19 protein-coding genes are annotated in these 18,221 nt (G+C 34.2%); 3 read left to right on the top strand and 16 right to left on the bottom strand.

Annotated elements, in window-relative coordinates; genetic code table 11:
* Positions 1-12: 12 nt before the first annotated feature.
* From TTHT_RS03845 to TTHT_RS03775, 15 genes are all read right to left on the bottom strand, one after another.
* Complete coding sequence (locus TTHT_RS03845; protein WP_201328720.1) at positions 13-885, bottom strand: LysM peptidoglycan-binding domain-containing protein; 873 nt, start codon at positions 883-885, stop codon at positions 13-15.
* Positions 886-979: 94 nt separating this feature from the next.
* A complete protein-coding gene (locus TTHT_RS03840; RefSeq protein ID WP_201328719.1) occupies positions 980-2,314 on the bottom strand; it encodes a peptide MFS transporter in 1,335 nt (444 codons plus the stop codon).
* 84 nt (positions 2,315-2,398) lie between these two features.
* Positions 2,399-2,971 carry a Holliday junction branch migration protein RuvA gene (ruvA, locus tag TTHT_RS03835; protein ID WP_201328718.1) on the bottom strand — a complete coding sequence of 191 codons (573 nt, stop codon included), beginning with the start codon at positions 2,969-2,971 and terminating at the stop codon, positions 2,399-2,401.
* Entirely contained in the window at positions 2,972-4,669 is a 1,698-nt protein-coding gene (locus TTHT_RS03830; RefSeq protein WP_201328717.1) for a transglutaminase domain-containing protein, read from the bottom strand.
* Positions 4,670-4,672: 3 nt separating this feature from the next.
* Positions 4,673-5,053 carry an FxLYD domain-containing protein gene (locus tag TTHT_RS03825; protein ID WP_201328716.1) on the bottom strand — a complete coding sequence of 127 codons (381 nt, stop codon included), beginning with the start codon at positions 5,051-5,053 and terminating at the stop codon, positions 4,673-4,675.
* A gap of 2 nt (positions 5,054-5,055) precedes the next feature.
* On the bottom strand, positions 5,056-5,415 hold the full coding sequence (locus TTHT_RS03820; protein WP_201328715.1) for a hypothetical protein: 360 nt from the start codon (positions 5,413-5,415) through the stop codon (positions 5,056-5,058).
* A 9-nt stretch (positions 5,416-5,424) separates the two neighbouring features.
* A complete protein-coding gene (locus tag TTHT_RS03815) occupies positions 5,425-6,096 on the bottom strand; it encodes a class I SAM-dependent methyltransferase (RefSeq protein WP_201328714.1) in 672 nt (223 codons plus the stop codon).
* Entirely contained in the window at positions 6,097-6,750 is a 654-nt protein-coding gene (locus TTHT_RS03810) for a hypothetical protein (RefSeq protein WP_201328713.1), read from the bottom strand.
* Positions 6,728-7,606 carry a branched-chain-amino-acid transaminase gene (gene ilvE / locus TTHT_RS03805; protein WP_201328712.1) on the bottom strand — a complete coding sequence of 293 codons (879 nt, stop codon included), beginning with the start codon at positions 7,604-7,606 and terminating at the stop codon, positions 6,728-6,730. Before ilvE ends, TTHT_RS03810 begins: the two co-directional genes overlap by 23 nt.
* Before the next feature lie 18 nt (positions 7,607-7,624).
* Positions 7,625-8,020: a methylmalonyl-CoA epimerase gene (mce, locus tag TTHT_RS03800; protein WP_201328711.1), complete on the bottom strand. Its 396-nt coding sequence runs from the start codon at positions 8,018-8,020 to the stop codon at positions 7,625-7,627.
* Positions 8,017-8,925, bottom strand: a complete 909-nt coding sequence (folD, locus tag TTHT_RS03795; protein WP_201328710.1) for a bifunctional methylenetetrahydrofolate dehydrogenase/methenyltetrahydrofolate cyclohydrolase FolD — start codon at positions 8,923-8,925, stop codon at positions 8,017-8,019. Before folD ends, mce begins: the two co-directional genes overlap by 4 nt.
* A gap of 75 nt (positions 8,926-9,000) precedes the next feature.
* Positions 9,001-9,741 carry an MBL fold metallo-hydrolase gene (locus tag TTHT_RS03790; RefSeq protein ID WP_201328709.1) on the bottom strand — a complete coding sequence of 247 codons (741 nt, stop codon included), beginning with the start codon at positions 9,739-9,741 and terminating at the stop codon, positions 9,001-9,003.
* Positions 9,738-10,460: a lytic transglycosylase domain-containing protein gene (locus TTHT_RS03785; RefSeq protein WP_201328708.1), complete on the bottom strand. Its 723-nt coding sequence runs from the start codon at positions 10,458-10,460 to the stop codon at positions 9,738-9,740. The genes TTHT_RS03790 and TTHT_RS03785 overlap by 4 nt, the downstream gene beginning before the upstream one ends.
* Positions 10,457-13,066: an alanine--tRNA ligase gene (alaS, locus tag TTHT_RS03780; RefSeq protein WP_201328707.1), complete on the bottom strand. Its 2,610-nt coding sequence runs from the start codon at positions 13,064-13,066 to the stop codon at positions 10,457-10,459. The genes TTHT_RS03785 and alaS overlap by 4 nt, the downstream gene beginning before the upstream one ends.
* A 57-nt stretch (positions 13,067-13,123) precedes the next feature.
* Positions 13,124-14,344 (bottom strand): dicarboxylate/amino acid:cation symporter, encoded by a 1,221-nt coding sequence (locus TTHT_RS03775; protein ID WP_201328706.1) that lies wholly within the window; start codon positions 14,342-14,344, stop codon positions 13,124-13,126.
* Positions 14,345-14,430: 86 nt separating this feature from the next.
* Between TTHT_RS03775 and TTHT_RS03770 the strand changes: the two genes are divergently transcribed.
* Positions 14,431-14,733: a hypothetical protein gene (locus TTHT_RS03770; protein WP_201328705.1), complete on the top strand. Its 303-nt coding sequence runs from the start codon at positions 14,431-14,433 to the stop codon at positions 14,731-14,733.
* Positions 14,730-16,583 (top strand): hypothetical protein, encoded by a 1,854-nt coding sequence (locus tag TTHT_RS03765; RefSeq protein WP_201328704.1) that lies wholly within the window; start codon positions 14,730-14,732, stop codon positions 16,581-16,583. Before TTHT_RS03770 ends, TTHT_RS03765 begins: the two co-directional genes overlap by 4 nt.
* On the opposite strand, the gene TTHT_RS03760 is transcribed toward TTHT_RS03765, so the two are convergent.
* The gene (locus TTHT_RS03760; RefSeq protein WP_201328703.1) at positions 16,584-17,183 is read right to left on the bottom strand and encodes a class I SAM-dependent methyltransferase; all 600 of its coding nucleotides are present in this window, start codon (positions 17,181-17,183) and stop codon (positions 16,584-16,586) included.
* A 99-nt stretch (positions 17,184-17,282) separates the two neighbouring features.
* Here TTHT_RS03760 and trxB point away from each other — a divergent pair, with 99 nt between their 5' ends.
* Complete coding sequence (gene trxB, locus TTHT_RS03755) at positions 17,283-18,221, top strand: thioredoxin-disulfide reductase (protein WP_201328702.1); 939 nt, start codon at positions 17,283-17,285, stop codon at positions 18,219-18,221.

Below are 18,221 nucleotides of genomic sequence, written 5' to 3'. Positions count from 1 at the left end.
ACCTCGTATAAATTATTTTCCGTCAAAAAGGAAGTTTTCTACTGGCCAAGGTCTATTCTTAGCCTCTTTAATAGCCTGTTTTACCTCTTCTTCAGGAACATTTCTCGGAATTTTAAATACCTGTCCAGGATAAATCAAGTCAGGGTCTTTAATCTGAGATTTATTTGCTTTGTAAATAAGTGGCCACTGGAATGGGTCTCCGTAAATCTTTTCGTATCCAGCAATCTTCCAGAGGCATTCACCCTTAACAACAGTCCATTCTCTTGGATGTCTCTTTAATTCTTCTTCAGCAGCTTTTCTTGCAGCTTCTTCAGCTTTTCTCTTTTCTTCAGCAATTCTTTCTTTTTCTGCCTTTGCCATAGCAATAGAGTTCTTCAACACCTTGTGAGCATCTTCAACCATCTCTTTAACCTGATAGTACTTGCATTCATTTGAGGCGTAAAGTTTTTTTGCTTCTTCAAATTTTGCAAGAGCTCTGTTAAATTCATCCTTCGCATATACATTAGCTTCAGCTGCTTTTGCTTTTTCAATGCACTTTTCCATATTAGCAATTGCTTCGTCAGCCATTTTTTTAGCCTTTTCTTTTTCTGCTAAAGCGTCCTGCTCTGCCTTTTTTGCAAGTTCAATGGTCTGCATTGAAAGCTCTTTTGTCTCAGTGCACTTCTTCCATCTCTTACCTTTTTCATAGCGGTCAGTTGCCTTATTCAAAGTTTCTTTAGCCTTGTCAAGTTCAGCCTTCACATAGTCAGCAGCACAAGCGTTTTCTGCTTTTTTTACCGCATCTTTTGCTGTGGCAAGTTCCTCAGGCGGCTTGGTGCAGCAGGCTACCCCTGAAAGCACAACAAGCAAACCGACTAAACCGATAAACCCAAATAGTCTTTTCATTAAATTCACCTCCTAAAAATTGAATTTCATTCAAATATTAACAATTAAAGACTTTATTTGCAACAAAAATTTGGAAAATTGTATAATATTTTCCCTAATCTATCTCCTCCCTGGTCGCATGGTTTAACTTCTTTAATGATAACATAACAAGCCCAAAAGATACAAAGGCTAAAACAGATAAAAGCAAGAAAAATTTACTGTGAGGCCATTTGTGGTAATACCTTCCTACAAAACCGGCAAGGTAATTTCCAATTGCAGTTGCTACAAACCAGCCTCCCATCATCAAACCTTTAATTCTTGGCGGTGCTACCTTAGAAACAAAAGATAAACCCATTGGGCTTAAACACAATTCCCCAAAAGTTACAACCATATAGGTTGAGATAAGCCACATGGGGGATACGCTGTTATTATTTAAATCTCCACCTGCCAATGATGCTGCAACCATTATTAAAAAGGCAAAACCTGTTAAGAGCATTCCAATTCCAATTTTAGCCGGGGTAGAAGGCTCTTTGCCTTTTCTTGCAAGATAACCAAAAAAGCCTACAACAACAGGAGTTAAAATGAGAATAAAAAGAGGATTAAAAACCTGATAGAGTTCAGGTGGTATGGTTAAGGTATATCCAAAAATAGTTATACTTCTCTTTACAGATTCATCTGCAAATAGTGTAAGAGCAAACCCGTTTTGATGAAAAGCCATCCAGAAAAAGATAACTATGAAAAATATAACAAGAAGAGCAAATATCCTTTCTTTTTCCTGCTCAGGTGATATCTCTTTTCCGTTTAGGGAAGCTTCTTCATGTTTAACCCTATCTGAATCCAGATAGAACTCTTTATAAACATTAAAAATTACAAGTGATAAAAGCATCCCTATTGCTGCTGCACCAAATGCAAGATTAAACCCATTTACATTAATTCCAAACCAATTTTTTATATAAATTGGAGCTTTATTTCTTAAAAAACTTGCGGCAAGAGGGGCAAGAAAAGCACCAATATTAATCCCCATATAAAAAATATTGTAAGCAGCATCTTTTAAAGGCGAATTGTTATCATATAAATTCCCAACAAGAACAGATATGTTTGCTTTAAAAAGCCCATTACCAACAACTAAAACTATAAGTGCAAAGTAAAAAAACATTTCAGAGGGATTAGGCACTGCAAGCAAAGCGTAACCAACCATTAAAATTGCTGCACCTATATTTATTGTCTTTCTATAACCTAAATATTTATCTGCTATATACCCACCTATTAGAGGGGTGAAATATACAAAAGCAAGATATAAACCATAAACCTGGCCTGATTTATCAGTATCCCAGCCAAAGTAATGCTTCATATAAAGGGTAAAAAGGGCAAGCATTGTGTAAAAACCAAATCTCTCCCACATCTCAGTAAAGAACAGTACCATTAAACCTTTCGGATGTCCCTTAAACATTTATCCTCCCATACGCTAAATTCTGAAATATTGTATCACAAAGCATTACAAATATTTTTTTTAAAAATATTATATTTTTCAATACTATATAGGGCTTAACCTCTCAAAACATAGTTTAAGGATATCCTCAACACTCTTTGTATCTAAATCTGACTGAGAAATATCCTTTAATACCCTATCAATCTCTTTTCTCTTATAACCTAAATTAAGCAATATCTGGTAAACCTCATCCGGGATATCAACCCTTTCACTTTCGTCTTTAACAAGTTGCCCTTTAAGTTCAAGTATAATTCTCTGAGCTGTTTTTTTACCTATTCCTGGAATTTTAACAAGAAAGTTTGTATTTCCCTCTAAAATTGCATTCTCTACCTTGTCAACACTAAAAGGAGAAAGGATTGCAAGGGCAGTTTTAGGACCTATTCCCCCTATTGAAATCAATTTTTGGAATAAAAATAGTTCTTTTTTTTCAAGAAAACCGTAAAGTTCATTTCTATCTTCTTTTACAAAATGATGTGTGTAAAATAAATATTCTTTATCTTTTTCAAGTTTTGACAGAGTTTGAAAAGAAACAAAAAGCCTATAGCCAATGCTGCCACACATTACTATGACAGCATTGGCCTCTTTTTCAAAAACCTTACCTTTAACACAGGCAATCATCTAAAAACAACTTCTCTTTTCAAAATTATAAAATTTCAAATTTGTATCATAGTCAGTTTTCATCAATTTTTTTGATCTTAATACATCCCACTCAGCAAAACTTTCAACCCTTACATTTGCCTTTCCAATGGTTTTATAATCAACCGAAACATTGTAGTCCCATTTCATATATTTGGAATTTCCACCGCCAACAGTGGTAATTAAAAATCTATTTGCTATGCCTCCAAATGAATAACATTTATCTCCCTGCCACTCTTCGTCTCCTGCATTTACATCAACAGGAATCCAGCCTATTGGAGGAAGGTATATTTCAGCCCACCTATGATAAACATTGTCAAAAGAGGCATCCTCTCCCCTTACAACAACAGAACCAACATATCTTGCAGGTATCCCTGCCGCCCTGCAGAGGGCAATGTATGAAAAGGTGTATTCTGAACAGGAACCTGTCCCCCTTGTAATTACAACAGGCGCTATATCCCAGCCTCCGATCATCTGGTAATTTATCCTGTCTGCAAGAAACTCAAAAAGTTTTCTTGCTTTAAAGTAAAGGTTTTTCTCATTTCCAACTACCTTTTTTATTACATTTTGAATTACAGGGCTTGTTAAAACATACTTCTCATCATCTTTTAGATAAACTTTCTTTACATCTTCTGGAATATCTTTCTCTGTTCCTATCTCGTCAGGGAAAATTTTGTAAGAAATTGCGTAAAACCTTCCCTCAACTTCCATTTTAGAATTTAAAAAATCTCCGTTTTTCATATCTTTGGCAGAATAAACAGCAACCTTCTGGTCATACTGGTCTTTCACCAATTCATACTTGCCATCAAGTTTAGTAACTCTTAATTCCTGATTATCTCTGTTTTCAGGGATTGCTATGTAAACATTTGCATCCTTAATTTCTCCGGTACCCATACACTCAACAGTTGAGTACACAGTTACCTTTGCATCTCTAATATCAAACCTTTCACACTTGTTTTTAATGGAGTTTATATCAGCAACATAAATTTCATCCTTCTGATAGCATGAAACATAAAGTTTGCCATCCCTATAAAAAATACCTGTTGGATACGGCACAGGTGACTTTAAATAAAAAATTGTTAAACCTGATTGAATATCAACAAGGTATAGCCTATCCTTACCTCTGTCAGCAACCCACAAGTATCCTTCTCTCGTTTTTGAGGGCATAAAACACATAGCAGATACAGTAGGAGAAGGGGATTTGATTTCCCTTAAAGTAGTACCGTCATTTTTTGATATTTTAGCAATTGTTTTCCCTCTGTAAATACAAGCCCATAAATTTCCGTCTTTATCAAAAGCAAGTCCTGTAATTCTCTTGTATGGTGCTGGTAATGTTTTTACACAAACACCGGTTTTAAAATCAATTAAATAGATAAATTCTTTTTCAAGGTCTGAAACAGCAAACAATTTTCCATTAAAATCAAGTGCTGAAGGTTCATAATCTGGCAATTCAACAAACTTCTCTATTTTAAAACCATCATTAAAATTTCCTTTGAATTCATAAAGAATGTCTTTGTGCCTATCTGTTGTAAAGAAAGATTGTCCGTCAAATACAAGCCCGTTCGTAAAACCTGTTGGCATATAGGCAATTTTCTTAAACAAAGCCTTGCTGTTGAAATAGTCAGCAGAAAAAACTGAAACGCAGAAAATAAAAAATAAAATGAAGAGTGTCTTTTTCATATTTTACTCCTCTTTATTTGCAGGCTTATAAACAATGCCTTCAAAAGAATAATCAAATCGAGTAATTTTCCCTTCTGGATCTTTTAAAGAGTAGGTAAAAGGAACAGATTTCCCATCCTTCAAGCTGTTAGCAAGGAACACCTTTTTCTTTTCAACAAGTTTGCCTTTGCTATCATAAATGTTTAAAATTATTGAAAGTTTGCCAACTTCCATTCCAGTTACATTTTTTATGTTTGCTTTAAAAGTGATTGTATCTTTCTTTCTCTCAATAACCTGATTTTCAACCTTGACACTCAAGCCTGCTGATTTTTTTTCTTCCTTTTCTCCTTTATTGTTTTCAGTTTCTTTTTCATAAATATGTTTTTCTACATTGTAATCTGTCAAAATTAATTTCTTTTCCCCTTTTTTATATGTCTTCCCCTTTTTTTAATTTTTTTGATTGCTACTTTTTCTCCTTGACCATCACTGTTTACAGCAATACTTAACTTAATCTCTTCAACAGCAGATTTTGGAATCATTACTTTTTTCCCATCTTTTTTAAAGAGATAATAATTCCCCTTTTCTCCTAAATATCTCTCTGCATAGAAAAATTTACCTCCTTTAAGTATCACTTTCACATCAGGTTGTTTAATTAATTTTTTAGTCGCTTTGGAAGACGATGATGTGGAAATAACGGTTAGACCAGAACCAGCAAAGAGAGTAAATCCTAAAAAAAACATTAAAGGAATTACTAAAAATTTTTTCATAACCCACCTCTATTTTTTTAAAATAATTGAATATCCAGGAGTATAATTGCATATTCCAGTCAATCTGTCAATTATGTCTGAAATAAAAAGAAACAGCAAAAGATAAGGTAAAAATATTATAGTTAAAAGCAATACTGAAATATTGTTTTTGCATTCTTTTAACATAGATGCAACCATGTAATGAAGTACTCTAAAAAAACAACCTAACTGTTTAATTTCAACAACACTTAATTCAACATCTTCAGCCATTTGCTTAAAGCCATACTCAGAATACCTGAAAAAATCGTAAGGCCTTTGATGCAATTCCCACATAAAGGGGAATACTGCGAACATTTTTCCATTTTTTTTTAATACCCTTGACAATTCCCTCATAGCTTTAAAAGGATTTTTTAAATGCTCAAAAACAACAACACATATTACAAAATCAAATGAATTATCCTTAAAAGGGAGTAAATGTAAATCTCCAACAACATCAAGAGATGAATAATCCCAGGAAGAATCTCCAACACAATTATCCACTCCAATAACCCTGCAATGGGAAAAATACTCTCTATACTTACCCTCACCAGCACCAGCATCAAGCACAAGGCTTCCTTCCGGGATAGATTTTGCAAACCTTTCTATCTCTTTTTCAACATCCCTGTGGAAATAATCAAGGTAATGCTTAATTTTTTCAAGCATTTATTCCTCTTTCATATTTTTCAGGCCTTCTCCAATTACAACAAACAAAAACATAAGAAAATAAAAAATACCGTAGTGTTTAAGATACTTCATTAAAATGAAAAATAATGCGGGAAAAACAATAAAAAAGTATTGATAAGTGTAAACAGAAATATCCTTTTTTTCCCTGTACTCTTTTTTTGTAACTAAAAATGAAAGAGCCATTCCCATTAAAATTACAAAATTCATCGGCTTTAAAAGGAATAAAAAGTTTGCATAGGAAAAAACCATACCTGAAAGTGAACCTGAAAGTAATAGAAGCACAGGTAAATTATAGCGCCTATACCACACAAGATACAGCAAACTCAATAACCCGCAAACAGTTGAAAGCCAGTAAGAGTAGGTTGAGTAAGCTCTATAATTAAAATATGCCAACGAAAAACCAAAAGTTAGCAACAACAATAAAATCAATATCTTTTTTTCTCTGTAGGCAAGTACATAGAGAATAAAAAATAAAAGCGAAATAAAAAATAGAAATTCAACCGCTTTCGGGGTAAAGAGATTCCCCTGTTTATAGGAAAAATCAAAACCAATTAAGACTAAAACCGCCCCGCCTAAAGACGGGGCAAGGGTTATAAACAACCCTTTAAACTTATTTAAAAGGGATACCATCATACTTTGTTCTCTCTTTAAACCATTCTCTCAATTGCTTAAACACTTGCCCCGGTTTCCCGTCGTTAACAGGCTTTCCGTCAATTGTAACAACAGGAATTAACTCTGCCCCGGAACCTGTTAAAAATACCTCATCGGCAGATAAAAAGCTTTGAACAACCATTCCCTGTTCATGTACCGGTATATCGTGCTCTCTTGCAATCTCCATAATAACCTTTCTTGTTATGCCCTCTAAAATTCCGTGGTAAACAGGGGGGGTGTATAATTCTCCGTTTTTTACAGCAAATATATTGTCCGCTGTGCACTCAGTAACATAACCTTCCGCGTTAAGCATAATACCTTCATCTGCACCCATTCTGTTTGCCTCAATCTTTCCTAAAATATTGTTTAAATAGTTAAGAGATTTAAACATTGGATTGAGCATATCAGGCCTTACCCTTCTTGTTGAAACCACAACCACATCAAGCCCTTTCTCATATCTATCTTCTGGATAAAGTGCAATACCGGTAGCAATAATGTAAATAGATGGCTTTGCACATTTTCGTGGATCAATTCCTAAATCTCCAACTCCCCTTGTAACCAAAAGCCTGATATAGCAATCATCAAGTCCAGTTCTTCTTGCAGATTCAAGAACCAGATCTATCATTTCTTTTTTAGAGACTGGAATTTCAAGAGAAATTCCCTTTGCTGAATTGTAAAGCCTGTCAATATGGTCTTCCAATCTAAAAACAAGGCCATTGTAAGCCCTGATGCCTTCAAAAATTCCATCACCGTATAGTAAACCGTGGTCAAAAACAGGGACAAGTGCCTCTTCCCTGCTTGATACCCATTTTCCGTCAAGATAAACACTTAATGCCATAAACTCACTCCTCTTACTTTATTTTTTTGTTTCACACAATTCAAGCAATACCCCACCTGTTGATGCAGGGTGAACAAAAGCAACGAGTTTTCCATGCGCTCCTTTAACAGGTTTTTCGTTTATTAGCCTAACACCTTTACCTTTTAAGCGCTCTAACACATTTTCAATTCCTTCCACATTGATTGCTATGTGGTGAATTCCCTTACCCCTTTTTTGCAAAAACTTGTAAACAGGAGAGGATTCGTTAATAGGTTCAAGCAATTCAATATTGCTTTCACCAACCTTTAAAAAAGCGGTTTTTACACCCTGTTCATCAACAACTTCAATATGAGAAATAACCAATCCCAGGGCTTCGTAAAAAGCCTTTGCCTCTTCAATTGAATTTACCGCAATTCCAATGTGGTCTATTTTCACTTTCCTCTTCTCCTTAAATGTGATTCAAGGGTATTTTTCATCAACATTGCAATTGTTAAAGGCCCCACTCCACCTGGCACAGGTGTTATAAAAGATGCCTTTTCCTTTGCCTGTTCAAAGTTTACATCTCCAGCTAAAACATAGCCCTTTTCTTCAATTTTTTTCAATTTTTCGCTGTTTTTATCAAATAGTTTCTCCCCTTCTTCAGGAGAATCAACCCTGTTTACCCCCACATCAACAACAACAGCACCCTCTTTAATAAAATCGCCACTAACAAAGTAAGGCTTACCTATTGCAGCAATCAAAATATCTGCACTCCTTGCAATTTCAGCAATATTTTTTGTTCTTGAATGACAAATTGTAACTGTTGCATTTTCGTTTAAAAGTAAAAGAGCCATAGGTTTTCCTACAATATTGCTTCTTCCTAAAACTACCGCATTCTTTCCTTCCATCTTGATTTTATACTCTTTTAAAAGTTCAATAATTCCCCTCGGTGTACAGGGGATAAAGGCTTTCTGGCCTGTAAACAGTTTTCCTGCATTAACAGGATGAAAGCCATCAACATCTTTTTCAGGGGATATTAATTCAAGCATTTTTTTAGAATCAAGGTGGGAAGGAAGGGGAAGTTGAAGGAGTATTCCGTCAATCTCATTATCATTGTTTAAATCACTAATCAAATTTATCAGCTCTTCCTCTTTTGTATCTGCCGGCAATTTAAACTTTTTTGATAAAAACCCCAATTTATTACAGGCTTTTTCCTTCATCTTAACATAAACAGCAGAGGCAGGATCGTCTCCAACTAAAATCACAGCCAATCCCGGTTTTAACCCTTCTCTTTCGCACCTATCCTTTATCTCATCAAGAATTTTATTTGAAAAACTCTTTCCATCTAAAATTTCAGCCATTTACCACCTCATATTCTTAATTACAAAAAAAGTTTAACATAAAAAAAAATTTGTTTGAAGCAAGGAGAATTTAAACTAAAGGTCAATATATGGTTTTTCTTTGTGGTGGTAAAAGTAAACCCTTGATTTTCTCTTTGAAAGCATTTCAAGGAATCTCTTTTTGGTTTTAAGGTTTTGTTTCAGGTTTTCATCAAAGGCTGTCATAAAGTAAGGCTTTTCAAAGTGATAAAAAGTTGGAAACATATCCCCTGCAATTAAATGAAGCCTCTCTCCATAGGCAACAACAACGCTATGGCCTTCAGTATGCCCCGGTGCGTGGATTATTTCAATCTCATTATTAAGGGAAAGGGAATTATCAAAAACAATAGTATCTCCACACCGTGAAAGGTAAGAGGCAATTTCCCTGTTGTAAAAATACCTTGTTCTTTCATCTGGATTTAAGGCACTTTCAAGTTCAATTCTATTGACATAATACTTTGCATTCTTAAAAACAGGGATTATGGTGTCGTATTTCTTCTCAAACGCACCGCCTGAATGGTCATAATGAAGGTGGGTGAAAATTATGTCGGTAATTGATTCAGGAGAAATTTTAAGATTCTTGAGTTGTTGACTTATCTTTTCCCTTGAATCAAATGTACCACAATCAACAAGTATTTTTCTATCTTTTGATTCAATTAAAACAACATTTAAACCTAATTTTATTCTGTTTTTTTCGTCAACTTCAAAGAAATTGCCCCATTTTTCTTTTGGAACAACACCAAATATACTGCCGCCATCAAGGAGAAAGGGGGATGCGTCTAAAACGCTAATTTTCACCTTAAAACCTCAACTTTTTTTGCATTTGATGGGTAGACATTTGATATACAAAGTCTACCTTTTGAGTCATAGTATCTGTAAATTACTGTTTTGTGCTTTGTTTTTTTCTCCTGCGGGGTATCATAAACAGTGTAATCCTGTCCAGTATAGAGAGCCATTATCTTTTTCACATACCTTTTTGTTTCTTTATAGGGAGGAATCCCCTGATACTTTTCCACCGCAGTTTCTCCCGCATTGTATGCAGCAAGCGCTTTTTCTATATCTTTGTACTTATCTATAAGCATCTTTAAATGCTTCACACCTGCCCTTATGTTTTGCTCAGGGTCAAATGGGTCTTTAACCTTGTAAAGCTTTGCCGTTTTATCCATTAATTGCATTAAACCCTTAGCACCAACAGGGGAGACAGCGTGTATATCGTAATCTGACTCAACCTTAATTAAAGCGTGTATAAGGCTTTCATCAACTTTATACTTTTTTGCATACTTTGTTACAAGGCTATTTATTAAAACATTATTGGTTCTTGCAACAGGCCTTCTCTTTGTTGAAAAAGAATTTGCTACCTTTTTTTTCGAACTGCCAAAAACCTTATACTTTTTCACATTACCTTTTGGGGCATCGGTAATTACAATTCTCCCTTTACTGTCTTTATACATGTAAATCTGTGAAAAAACAGGAAAAACAAAGATTAACACACAAAAAACTAAAATAAATTTCCTCATATTAATTCTTTAATACCCTGTATAAGTTTGTCCTTTACTGAAGAGATATCACCCTTCCATTTGCCACCACCCTGTGCCATGGTCGGGTTTCCTCCTCCCCTTCCTTCAAATATTGACGCAATTTCTTTTAAAATTTTACCGCTATTTAATGTTTTTGCAAGGTCTCTGGTAATTGACAGGACAAATGAGCAGCCATTTTCATTGTTTGAAACAACAAAAACAACAGTATTATTCCTTCCATTTTTAAGGTTGTCTGCCATCTCCCTTAAAAGGTTTGGCTTTAAACCGTCTTCCTGTTTTATTACAAGTTTTATGTTGTCTTTCAAATCTTCTTCTATTACCTTTCCGCCCCCTGACATTTTGGCCTTTTCAAGTTCTTTAGTTAATTCTTTAATTTCATCAAGTTTTTTCTTAATCTGAGAAACAATGTCATCGTTACCTGTTTTTAAAACAGATTTTAATTCATAGTGTTCTTTTCTGAAATTGTCAAGGTAATTGAATGCCTTAAAGCCTGTGAAAGCCTCTATCCTTCTAATTCCTGAAGCGGCAGACCTTTCAGATTCAATTACAAAAAGCCCTATCTCCCCTGTCATTGAAACATGGGTGCCACCGCAAAGCTCAACAGAAAATTCAGGAACCTGAACAACCCTTACAATATTCCCATATTTCTCGCCAAAAAGAGCCATCGCCCCCTTTTTCTTTGCATCTTCAATAGGCATTTCCTCAATAATAAGTTTTTTATTTGCAAGAATTTCCCTGTTTACAAGGAATTCAATCTCTTTCAACTCTTTATCGCTTAACTTGTTAAAATGTGTAAAATCAAACCTTAACCTATCAGGGTCAACAAGTGAGCCAGCCTGCTTAACATGGTCTCCAACAACCTTTCTTAAAGCAGCGTGAAGCAAATGGGTTGCAGTGTGGTTTCTCATAATTGCCCTTCTTCTCTCCCCATCAATTTCTGCCTTAACAATGTCTCCTTTTTTTAACTCTCCCTTTACCGCATATACCTTGTGAAGCCTTCTCTTTTCAACAGGTTGAATAAGTTGTTTAACCTCACCTGTAAAATTATTCGATTTAATTACCCCGGTATCGTCAACCTGGCCACCTGATTCAACATAAAAGGGTGTTTTATCAAGTAGAATATAGCCTGTTTCTCCCTGTTTTAAGGTCTCTTTCTCTCCAGAATCGTCAAATATGGCAAGAACCTTTCCTTCAGACTCAAAGTCTTTATAACCTGTAAAAATAGTTTCAGGATAATTTTCAAGTGTTTTAAAGGCATCAGATAAGGTTAAATCAACCTTAACCTTGCTCTTTTTCCTCGTTATCTCTTTTGTCTCTTCAAGTAATTTTTCAAAACCCTTTCTATCAACCTTAACTCCCCTTTCCTCACATACATCTTCAACAAGATCAACAGGAAAACCAAAGGTATCGTAAAGCTTAAAAACCTGTTCAGCGCTTAACCTTTCAGGGCTTTCACTTATCATTGATTCAAGCACCTTAAGCCCATTTTCAAGTGTCTTATTAAACTGCTCTTCTTCAATTTTAATTAACTTTTTGACATTGTTCTTGCTTTCAATCAATTCAGGGTATGCAACGCCTAACTCCTCAACAACAGCATCAACAAAGTTGTAAAGGTAAGGGATTTCAAGGCCTAACTTTTTGCCATACCTTATTGCCCTTCTCATAATCCTTCTCAAAACATACCCTCTTCCCTCGTTTGAAGGAACAACTCCGTCTGTAATAAGGCATACAGTTGCCCTTAAATGGTCTGCAATAACCTTCATAGCAATGTCGTCTGATTGATTTTTACCGTATTCTTTCCCGCTTGCTTTGGCAATTGTCTGGATTATTGATTGAAATAAATCAGTATCGTAATTGGATAATACACCCTGCATAACAGCTGCAAGCCTTTCAAGCCCCATTCCAGTATCAATTGAAGGCTTTGGCAAAGGGGTTAAATTCCCCTCTTCATCCTTGTTATACTGCATAAAAACAAGGTTCCATATTTCAACAAACCTGTCGCAATCGCAACCAACATCACAACTTGGTTTGCCACAGGAATACTGCTCCCCGTGGTCATAGAAAATCTCTGAACAGGGGCCGCAGGGGCCTGTTTCACCCATCTGCCAGAAATTGTCTTTTTCTCCAAACCTGTAAATTCTGTTTTTATCTATTCCAATATGCTTATTCCATATTTCAAAAGCTTCATCGTCGTCTTTGTAAACTGAAACATAAAGCCTTGATTTGTCTATTTTTAAAACCTCGGTTATAAACTCCCAGGCAAACTCAATTGCTTCTTTTTTAAAGTAATCTCCAAACGAAAAATTGCCTAACATCTCAAAAAAAGTGTGGTGTCTTGCCGTTTTTCCAACATTCTCAAGGTCGTTGTGTTTACCCCCTGCCCTGACACACTTCTGGCAGGAAGCAGCCCTTGTATAATCCCTCTTCTCTTTTCCTAAAAAAACATCCTTAAACTGGTTCATTCCTGCATTTGTAAAAAGCAATGTTGGGTCGTTTGCCGGGATTAAAGATGAGCTTTTTACTATTGTATGTCCTTTTGATTTAAAATATTCAAGAAACTTCTGCCTTAACTCTCTTCCTTTCATAACCTCTCCCTTAATTTTTTTCCTTTGTATATTAGCACAAAACGAGAATTACTCAAATTACAGTTCTTTGCAACAATTCTCTTTATCCTCAAGATATGAAATAATCAAAGTGCCAGTTGAATCTGAAAAAACATTTGTTGCAGTCCTGAACATATCAAGAAACCTGTCAACTGCAATTATAAAACCTATCCCCTCAATTGGTAATCCAACCGCCTTTAAAATTATCGACATCATTACAAGCCCTGCCATTGGTATTCCTGCCGCCCCAATTGAGACAAGAAGAGAAGTAATAACGACAATTGCCTGCTGAGAAAAAGTTAAATGTATTCCATAACACTGTGCTATGTAAATTACTGCAACACATTCATACAGTGCTGTCCCATCCATATTTATTGTCGCCCCAAGGGGAAGAACAAACCCGGCCACCCTATTTGGCACACCGACATTTTTTTCAATTGTTTGAATTGTCAATGGCAGTGTTGCAGAGGATGAACTTGTTGAAAATGCCGTTAAAAGGGGAGTTAACATTTTTTTCATAAAATCATAGGGGTTTTTTCTTGTAATCAAATAGGCAAGCAGGGGAAGTGTTATGAAAAAATGGACAAATAAACCTGCTAAAACAGTTAAAAAGTAGAATAAAAGTGTTTTAAATACAGCAAATCCACTTGTTGCTGTCGCTTTATAGAGAAGAGCAAAAATACCGTAAGGTGCAAGAAGAATTACAAATTCTGTTATTTTCATCATTAAAGCGTAAAATGATTCAAAAAAATCAGTTAAAAAATCCCTATTTTTAGATTTAAGTTTTAAGATAAAAAAACCTGTTAGAAGGGCAAAAAATATAACAGGTAAAACATCTCCCTTTGCCATAGCTTTTACTATGTTGTCAGGCACTATTTTCAATAGGATATCTGAGTATTTAAAGTTTGACGCAAGATGCCCTATATCTAAATTTTGAGGGGGAGTTATATTTGCATTTGCCCCAGGCTTTAAAACATTAACAAAAAATTGCCCTGTTAAAATAGCAAGAAGGCTTGTAATTATATAATAAAAAAAGGTTTTAACCCCTATTTTACCAACAGAAGAAGCATCCCTGCTTGATATTGTCCCGCTTACAATTGAGGTAAAAATTAAGGGAATAACAAGCATTTTTAATAATCTTAGAAACAAATCTGCAAAAATTTTTACAAAATTTAAAAATTGAGGGAATAAGAATCCTGCCAAACTTCCTAAAATTACCCCTATTACAATTTGAATATGTAAAGGAATTTTATTTTTCATTGTAACTCCTTAAAAATAGTTAATTTATTGATAAATCATAAAGTTAATTATATAATAATTTTATCTTAATAGGTAAGAGGTTTTTAATGAAGAAGGGAAGTATAGTAATCGTTAACTTACAAAATCCAAGGGAAAAAGTTTTGGGGATTTTGTTAGATATTAATACTGCAGGCTTAACAATTAGAGGAATTGATGTACATTCTTTCAACGACTGGACAAATTCTCTCTTAAATGAAGAAAGCGAAGTCTCCATAACTCCTACAACTGTGTTCTTCCCAATGCACAGGGTATTAAGTTGTTATATTGACGAAGACTCTGGTCCAGTACCCTCTTTCAGCACCCAGTTTAAGCAAAAAACCTCAATAAACCTCAAGGACATTCTTAAATGAGTTTTTTCAAAAAGATTGTTTCAAAAATAAAAAACTCCATCCCGGCACAAATTGAAGAAAAAGAAGAAGTACAGATTAAAAAAGAGATACTTGATATTGATGATTTTTGGAAAGAATTTAATTTAATTAAATTAGAATCAAGCCCTGAAGAAACCTACAATAAGATTAAAGAACTGGTTTTAAATTTAAACCATGACTTAAAAAAACAATTACACAGAATTATAAGAACAAGGCTATACGGCATAGAGGTTGAAGAAAGTGAAAATAGGGAGTTTGTAAAGAATTTTGTTAACTTTAGGATAAAACTTTATAACCCAGTTTACAAAAAAACGCAGGATATCAGACTTGGCAAACTTATTTTAACAGTGTTATCAAGGTATCCGGATGCTATAAAAAACAAAAAAATATCTGAAACCAACACCTCTATTTTTAACAAAGATGATATCGAGATTCAAAAACTCTCAAGCGAATTAATAAACATGTATAAGCTAACTCCAAGTGAAGTTGAGCAAACAATCCAGAAAATTATTGAATACAATAAACAAAATGTAAAATTTACAGACGAAGAAGAAACTGTTTTGACAAATTCTGAATTATTAAGAAATCTTCTTGAATCAATTACATTCTTACTTCAAGAATTTGTAGAAAAATGCAGTAACTGGAAAAAATATTTTCTAAAAACCTTTCTTTTTGACGACCCTGCATTGATTAAGATTCTAAATTTTGACAAAAACCTACTTTTCGGAGATAAATTTCAGGGCAGTGATTTTGTTGAACTTATACTAACAAAAAATGTTAAAGGAGAGCTTGAACCACTTGTTAGTGAACCATTAAAACCTTTATTGAAAAAGGATGTATCGGCAATAATTAACAGATTGAAACTAAAACTTATAAATGAAGAAATAGAATTTATTAAAGATATAACAACTTCAATTGCAGGGAATATAGTGTTGCTGCACCAGTATAATGAATTACCTTCCTTTAAAATTCTCGATTCATTACTTACAAAATCCTTTAAATTCCACCGTAAATACTTTCCTGATTTAATGGATATTGTTGATGTTATAAAAAATAAAATCTTAAATACAATAGGCAAAGATTACCAGGAATTCTGGAAATTTACCGAAATTTATCAAAATGAAATTAATGATTTTATATACTCTTATTCAAAAGAAAATTTTAAAATTACAGTTGACTACCCAAAGTTTATTGAACTGTTAAAAGAAAAACCACAGGAAAAAAAATTAGATTTTACCTATTCTGCATCAAGAGAACTGCTCCCAGAAGAATTAAAATTTATATCGGACAACTTAGATGTTGAGCCAGCAATTATGGAACTAAATGATAAAATTAGGGCTGCAGAGAAAAATATACCTATATTTGAGGATGAATACTTCTATCCCTCAAAAAAAGACTATATAAAAACTGCTTTGCTTGAAACATTAAATACACTTTTAAATACCAGACAGAAACCTGAACTCATACACTCTGTTTTAATGAAAACCATAGATTTATCAGAGGGAGAAAGCTCCAAAATAGCACTGGATTTATTATCAAGTATGAAAATAGAAGGCATAAAGCCTCAAATTGTTAGTAGTTTGCTTAAAAAACAGAAAAACAAAAACCATATCACAAACAAAATAAAATCTTTACTAATTGAGGAGGATGATTTTTTCTATAACAATCAGGAAAACTTAAAGATTGAATTGCAAAAATACTCTAAAATAACTGGAATTGGTTTTTTTATTGCCACGGTAAACAATAATGAAACTTATAAAATAACCGCCCATTTTAAAGAAGGCAAGTGGAAAATAACCCATTACGGCCAAATTAGCGAATATAACTTTTAATTAAACCTTTTCAGCCCTATAAATCTTTGAAACCCAGAATTTATCTTCAAAAATATCTATTCTCTCCCATTTAAACCAATAATAATCAAGATACTCCTCAATGTGTGAGGGAATATGATAGTAAGATTTAATTTTAAATTTTTTCTTGCCTGCCTTTAAAACTGGTGGTTTTTTCTGGTGAATAAGGTTAAAAACAAAAAGACCATTGTTTTTCAGCACCCTGTAAACCTCTTCAATAAAACCTTTCGCGTCTTTTAAATGCACAAACAAAAAATATGCAGTAATTAAATCAACGCTTTCTGATTTTAAGGGAATTGAAAAATCAAGGTCTGCGTTTATTAAATCTAAGTTTCCATGATTTTTAAGGCAATTTTCAAGCATTTTTGAAGAGATATCTATACCATAAAATTTTTCAGAGATTTTTTTAAGATAGTCAACAATTCTACCGTCTCCAATTCCCAAATCAACAGCAATATCTACCCTTTCAGGCAATAATTTTAAAAACTCTCCTTTATCAAACGATTCAAGTTTTCTGTAATCATTTTGATAATTATTTGCGTAAAGGTTGTATCCTTCTTTCGGGTCAACAATATTACTCATAGCAAAAAGATTATAACAAAAAAGGAAAAAAGTTGTTGATATATTGTAGTTAGATTATACTATAAAACGGTTACTAAAAATTTATAGAAGGAGCGGCTTATGACTATAAAAACACATTTTTCTCTGATTATCATAGGTAGTGGTCCAGCAGGATACACCGCAGGGATTTATGCAAGAAGGGCTATGATTGATACATTAATGATTGAAGGAATGCAACCTGGTGGACAGTTAACAATTACAACTGAGGTTGAAAATTTCCCCGGTTTTATATCAATTCAGGGACCTGAGTTAATGGTTAAAATGAGAGAACATGCTGAAAAATTTGGCCTTGCTATCGATGCTGACCATGTGGAAGAGGTTGATTTAAAGACCCATCCTTTTAAAGTAAAAACAATGCTGGGGAAAGAATTTACTGCAAACGCTTTAATTATTGCCACAGGTGCATCAGCTAAATGGCTGGGGATTCCTGGTGAAAAAGAATTTATGGGCAAAGGTGTTAGCGGCTGTGCAACCTGCGACGGATTCTTTTTTAAAGATAAAGTGGTTATGGTGGTTGGTGGCGGAGATACCGCAATGGAGGACGCAACCTATCTTACAAACCACGCAAAGAAGGTTTATGTTGTTCACAGAAGAGATAAACTAAGAGCAAGCAAGGCTATGCAGGAAAGAGCTTTAAACAATCCAAAAATTGAGTTTATATGGAACACAGTTCCTGTTGAAGTGTTAGGTAATAACGCAGTTGAAGGTGTTAAACTAAAAAATGTAAAAACAGGAGAAATTTTCGAAAAAAAGATAGATGGATTTTTTGTTGCAATTGGCCACAAACCCAACACTGAATTTTTAAAAGGACAGCTTGAATTAGACGAATCTGGTTATATAATCACAAAACCTGACTCAACTTACACATCAGTTGAAGGAGTTTTCGCAGCAGGAGATGTTAGAGATAAAGTTTATAGACAGGCTATAACAGCAGCAGGTTCTGGATGTATGGCTGCAATTGACGCAGAAAGATGGCTTGAGGAAAAGAATTTGAAATAA

It is taken from the genome of Thermotomaculum hydrothermale (genome assembly GCF_016592575.1).
In the GTDB taxonomy this organism is placed as follows: domain Bacteria; phylum Acidobacteriota; class Holophagae; order Thermotomaculales; family Thermotomaculaceae; genus Thermotomaculum; species Thermotomaculum hydrothermale.
Note: the sequence above shows the minus strand (reverse complement) of the source record. Positions and strands in the feature narration are given on the sequence as shown.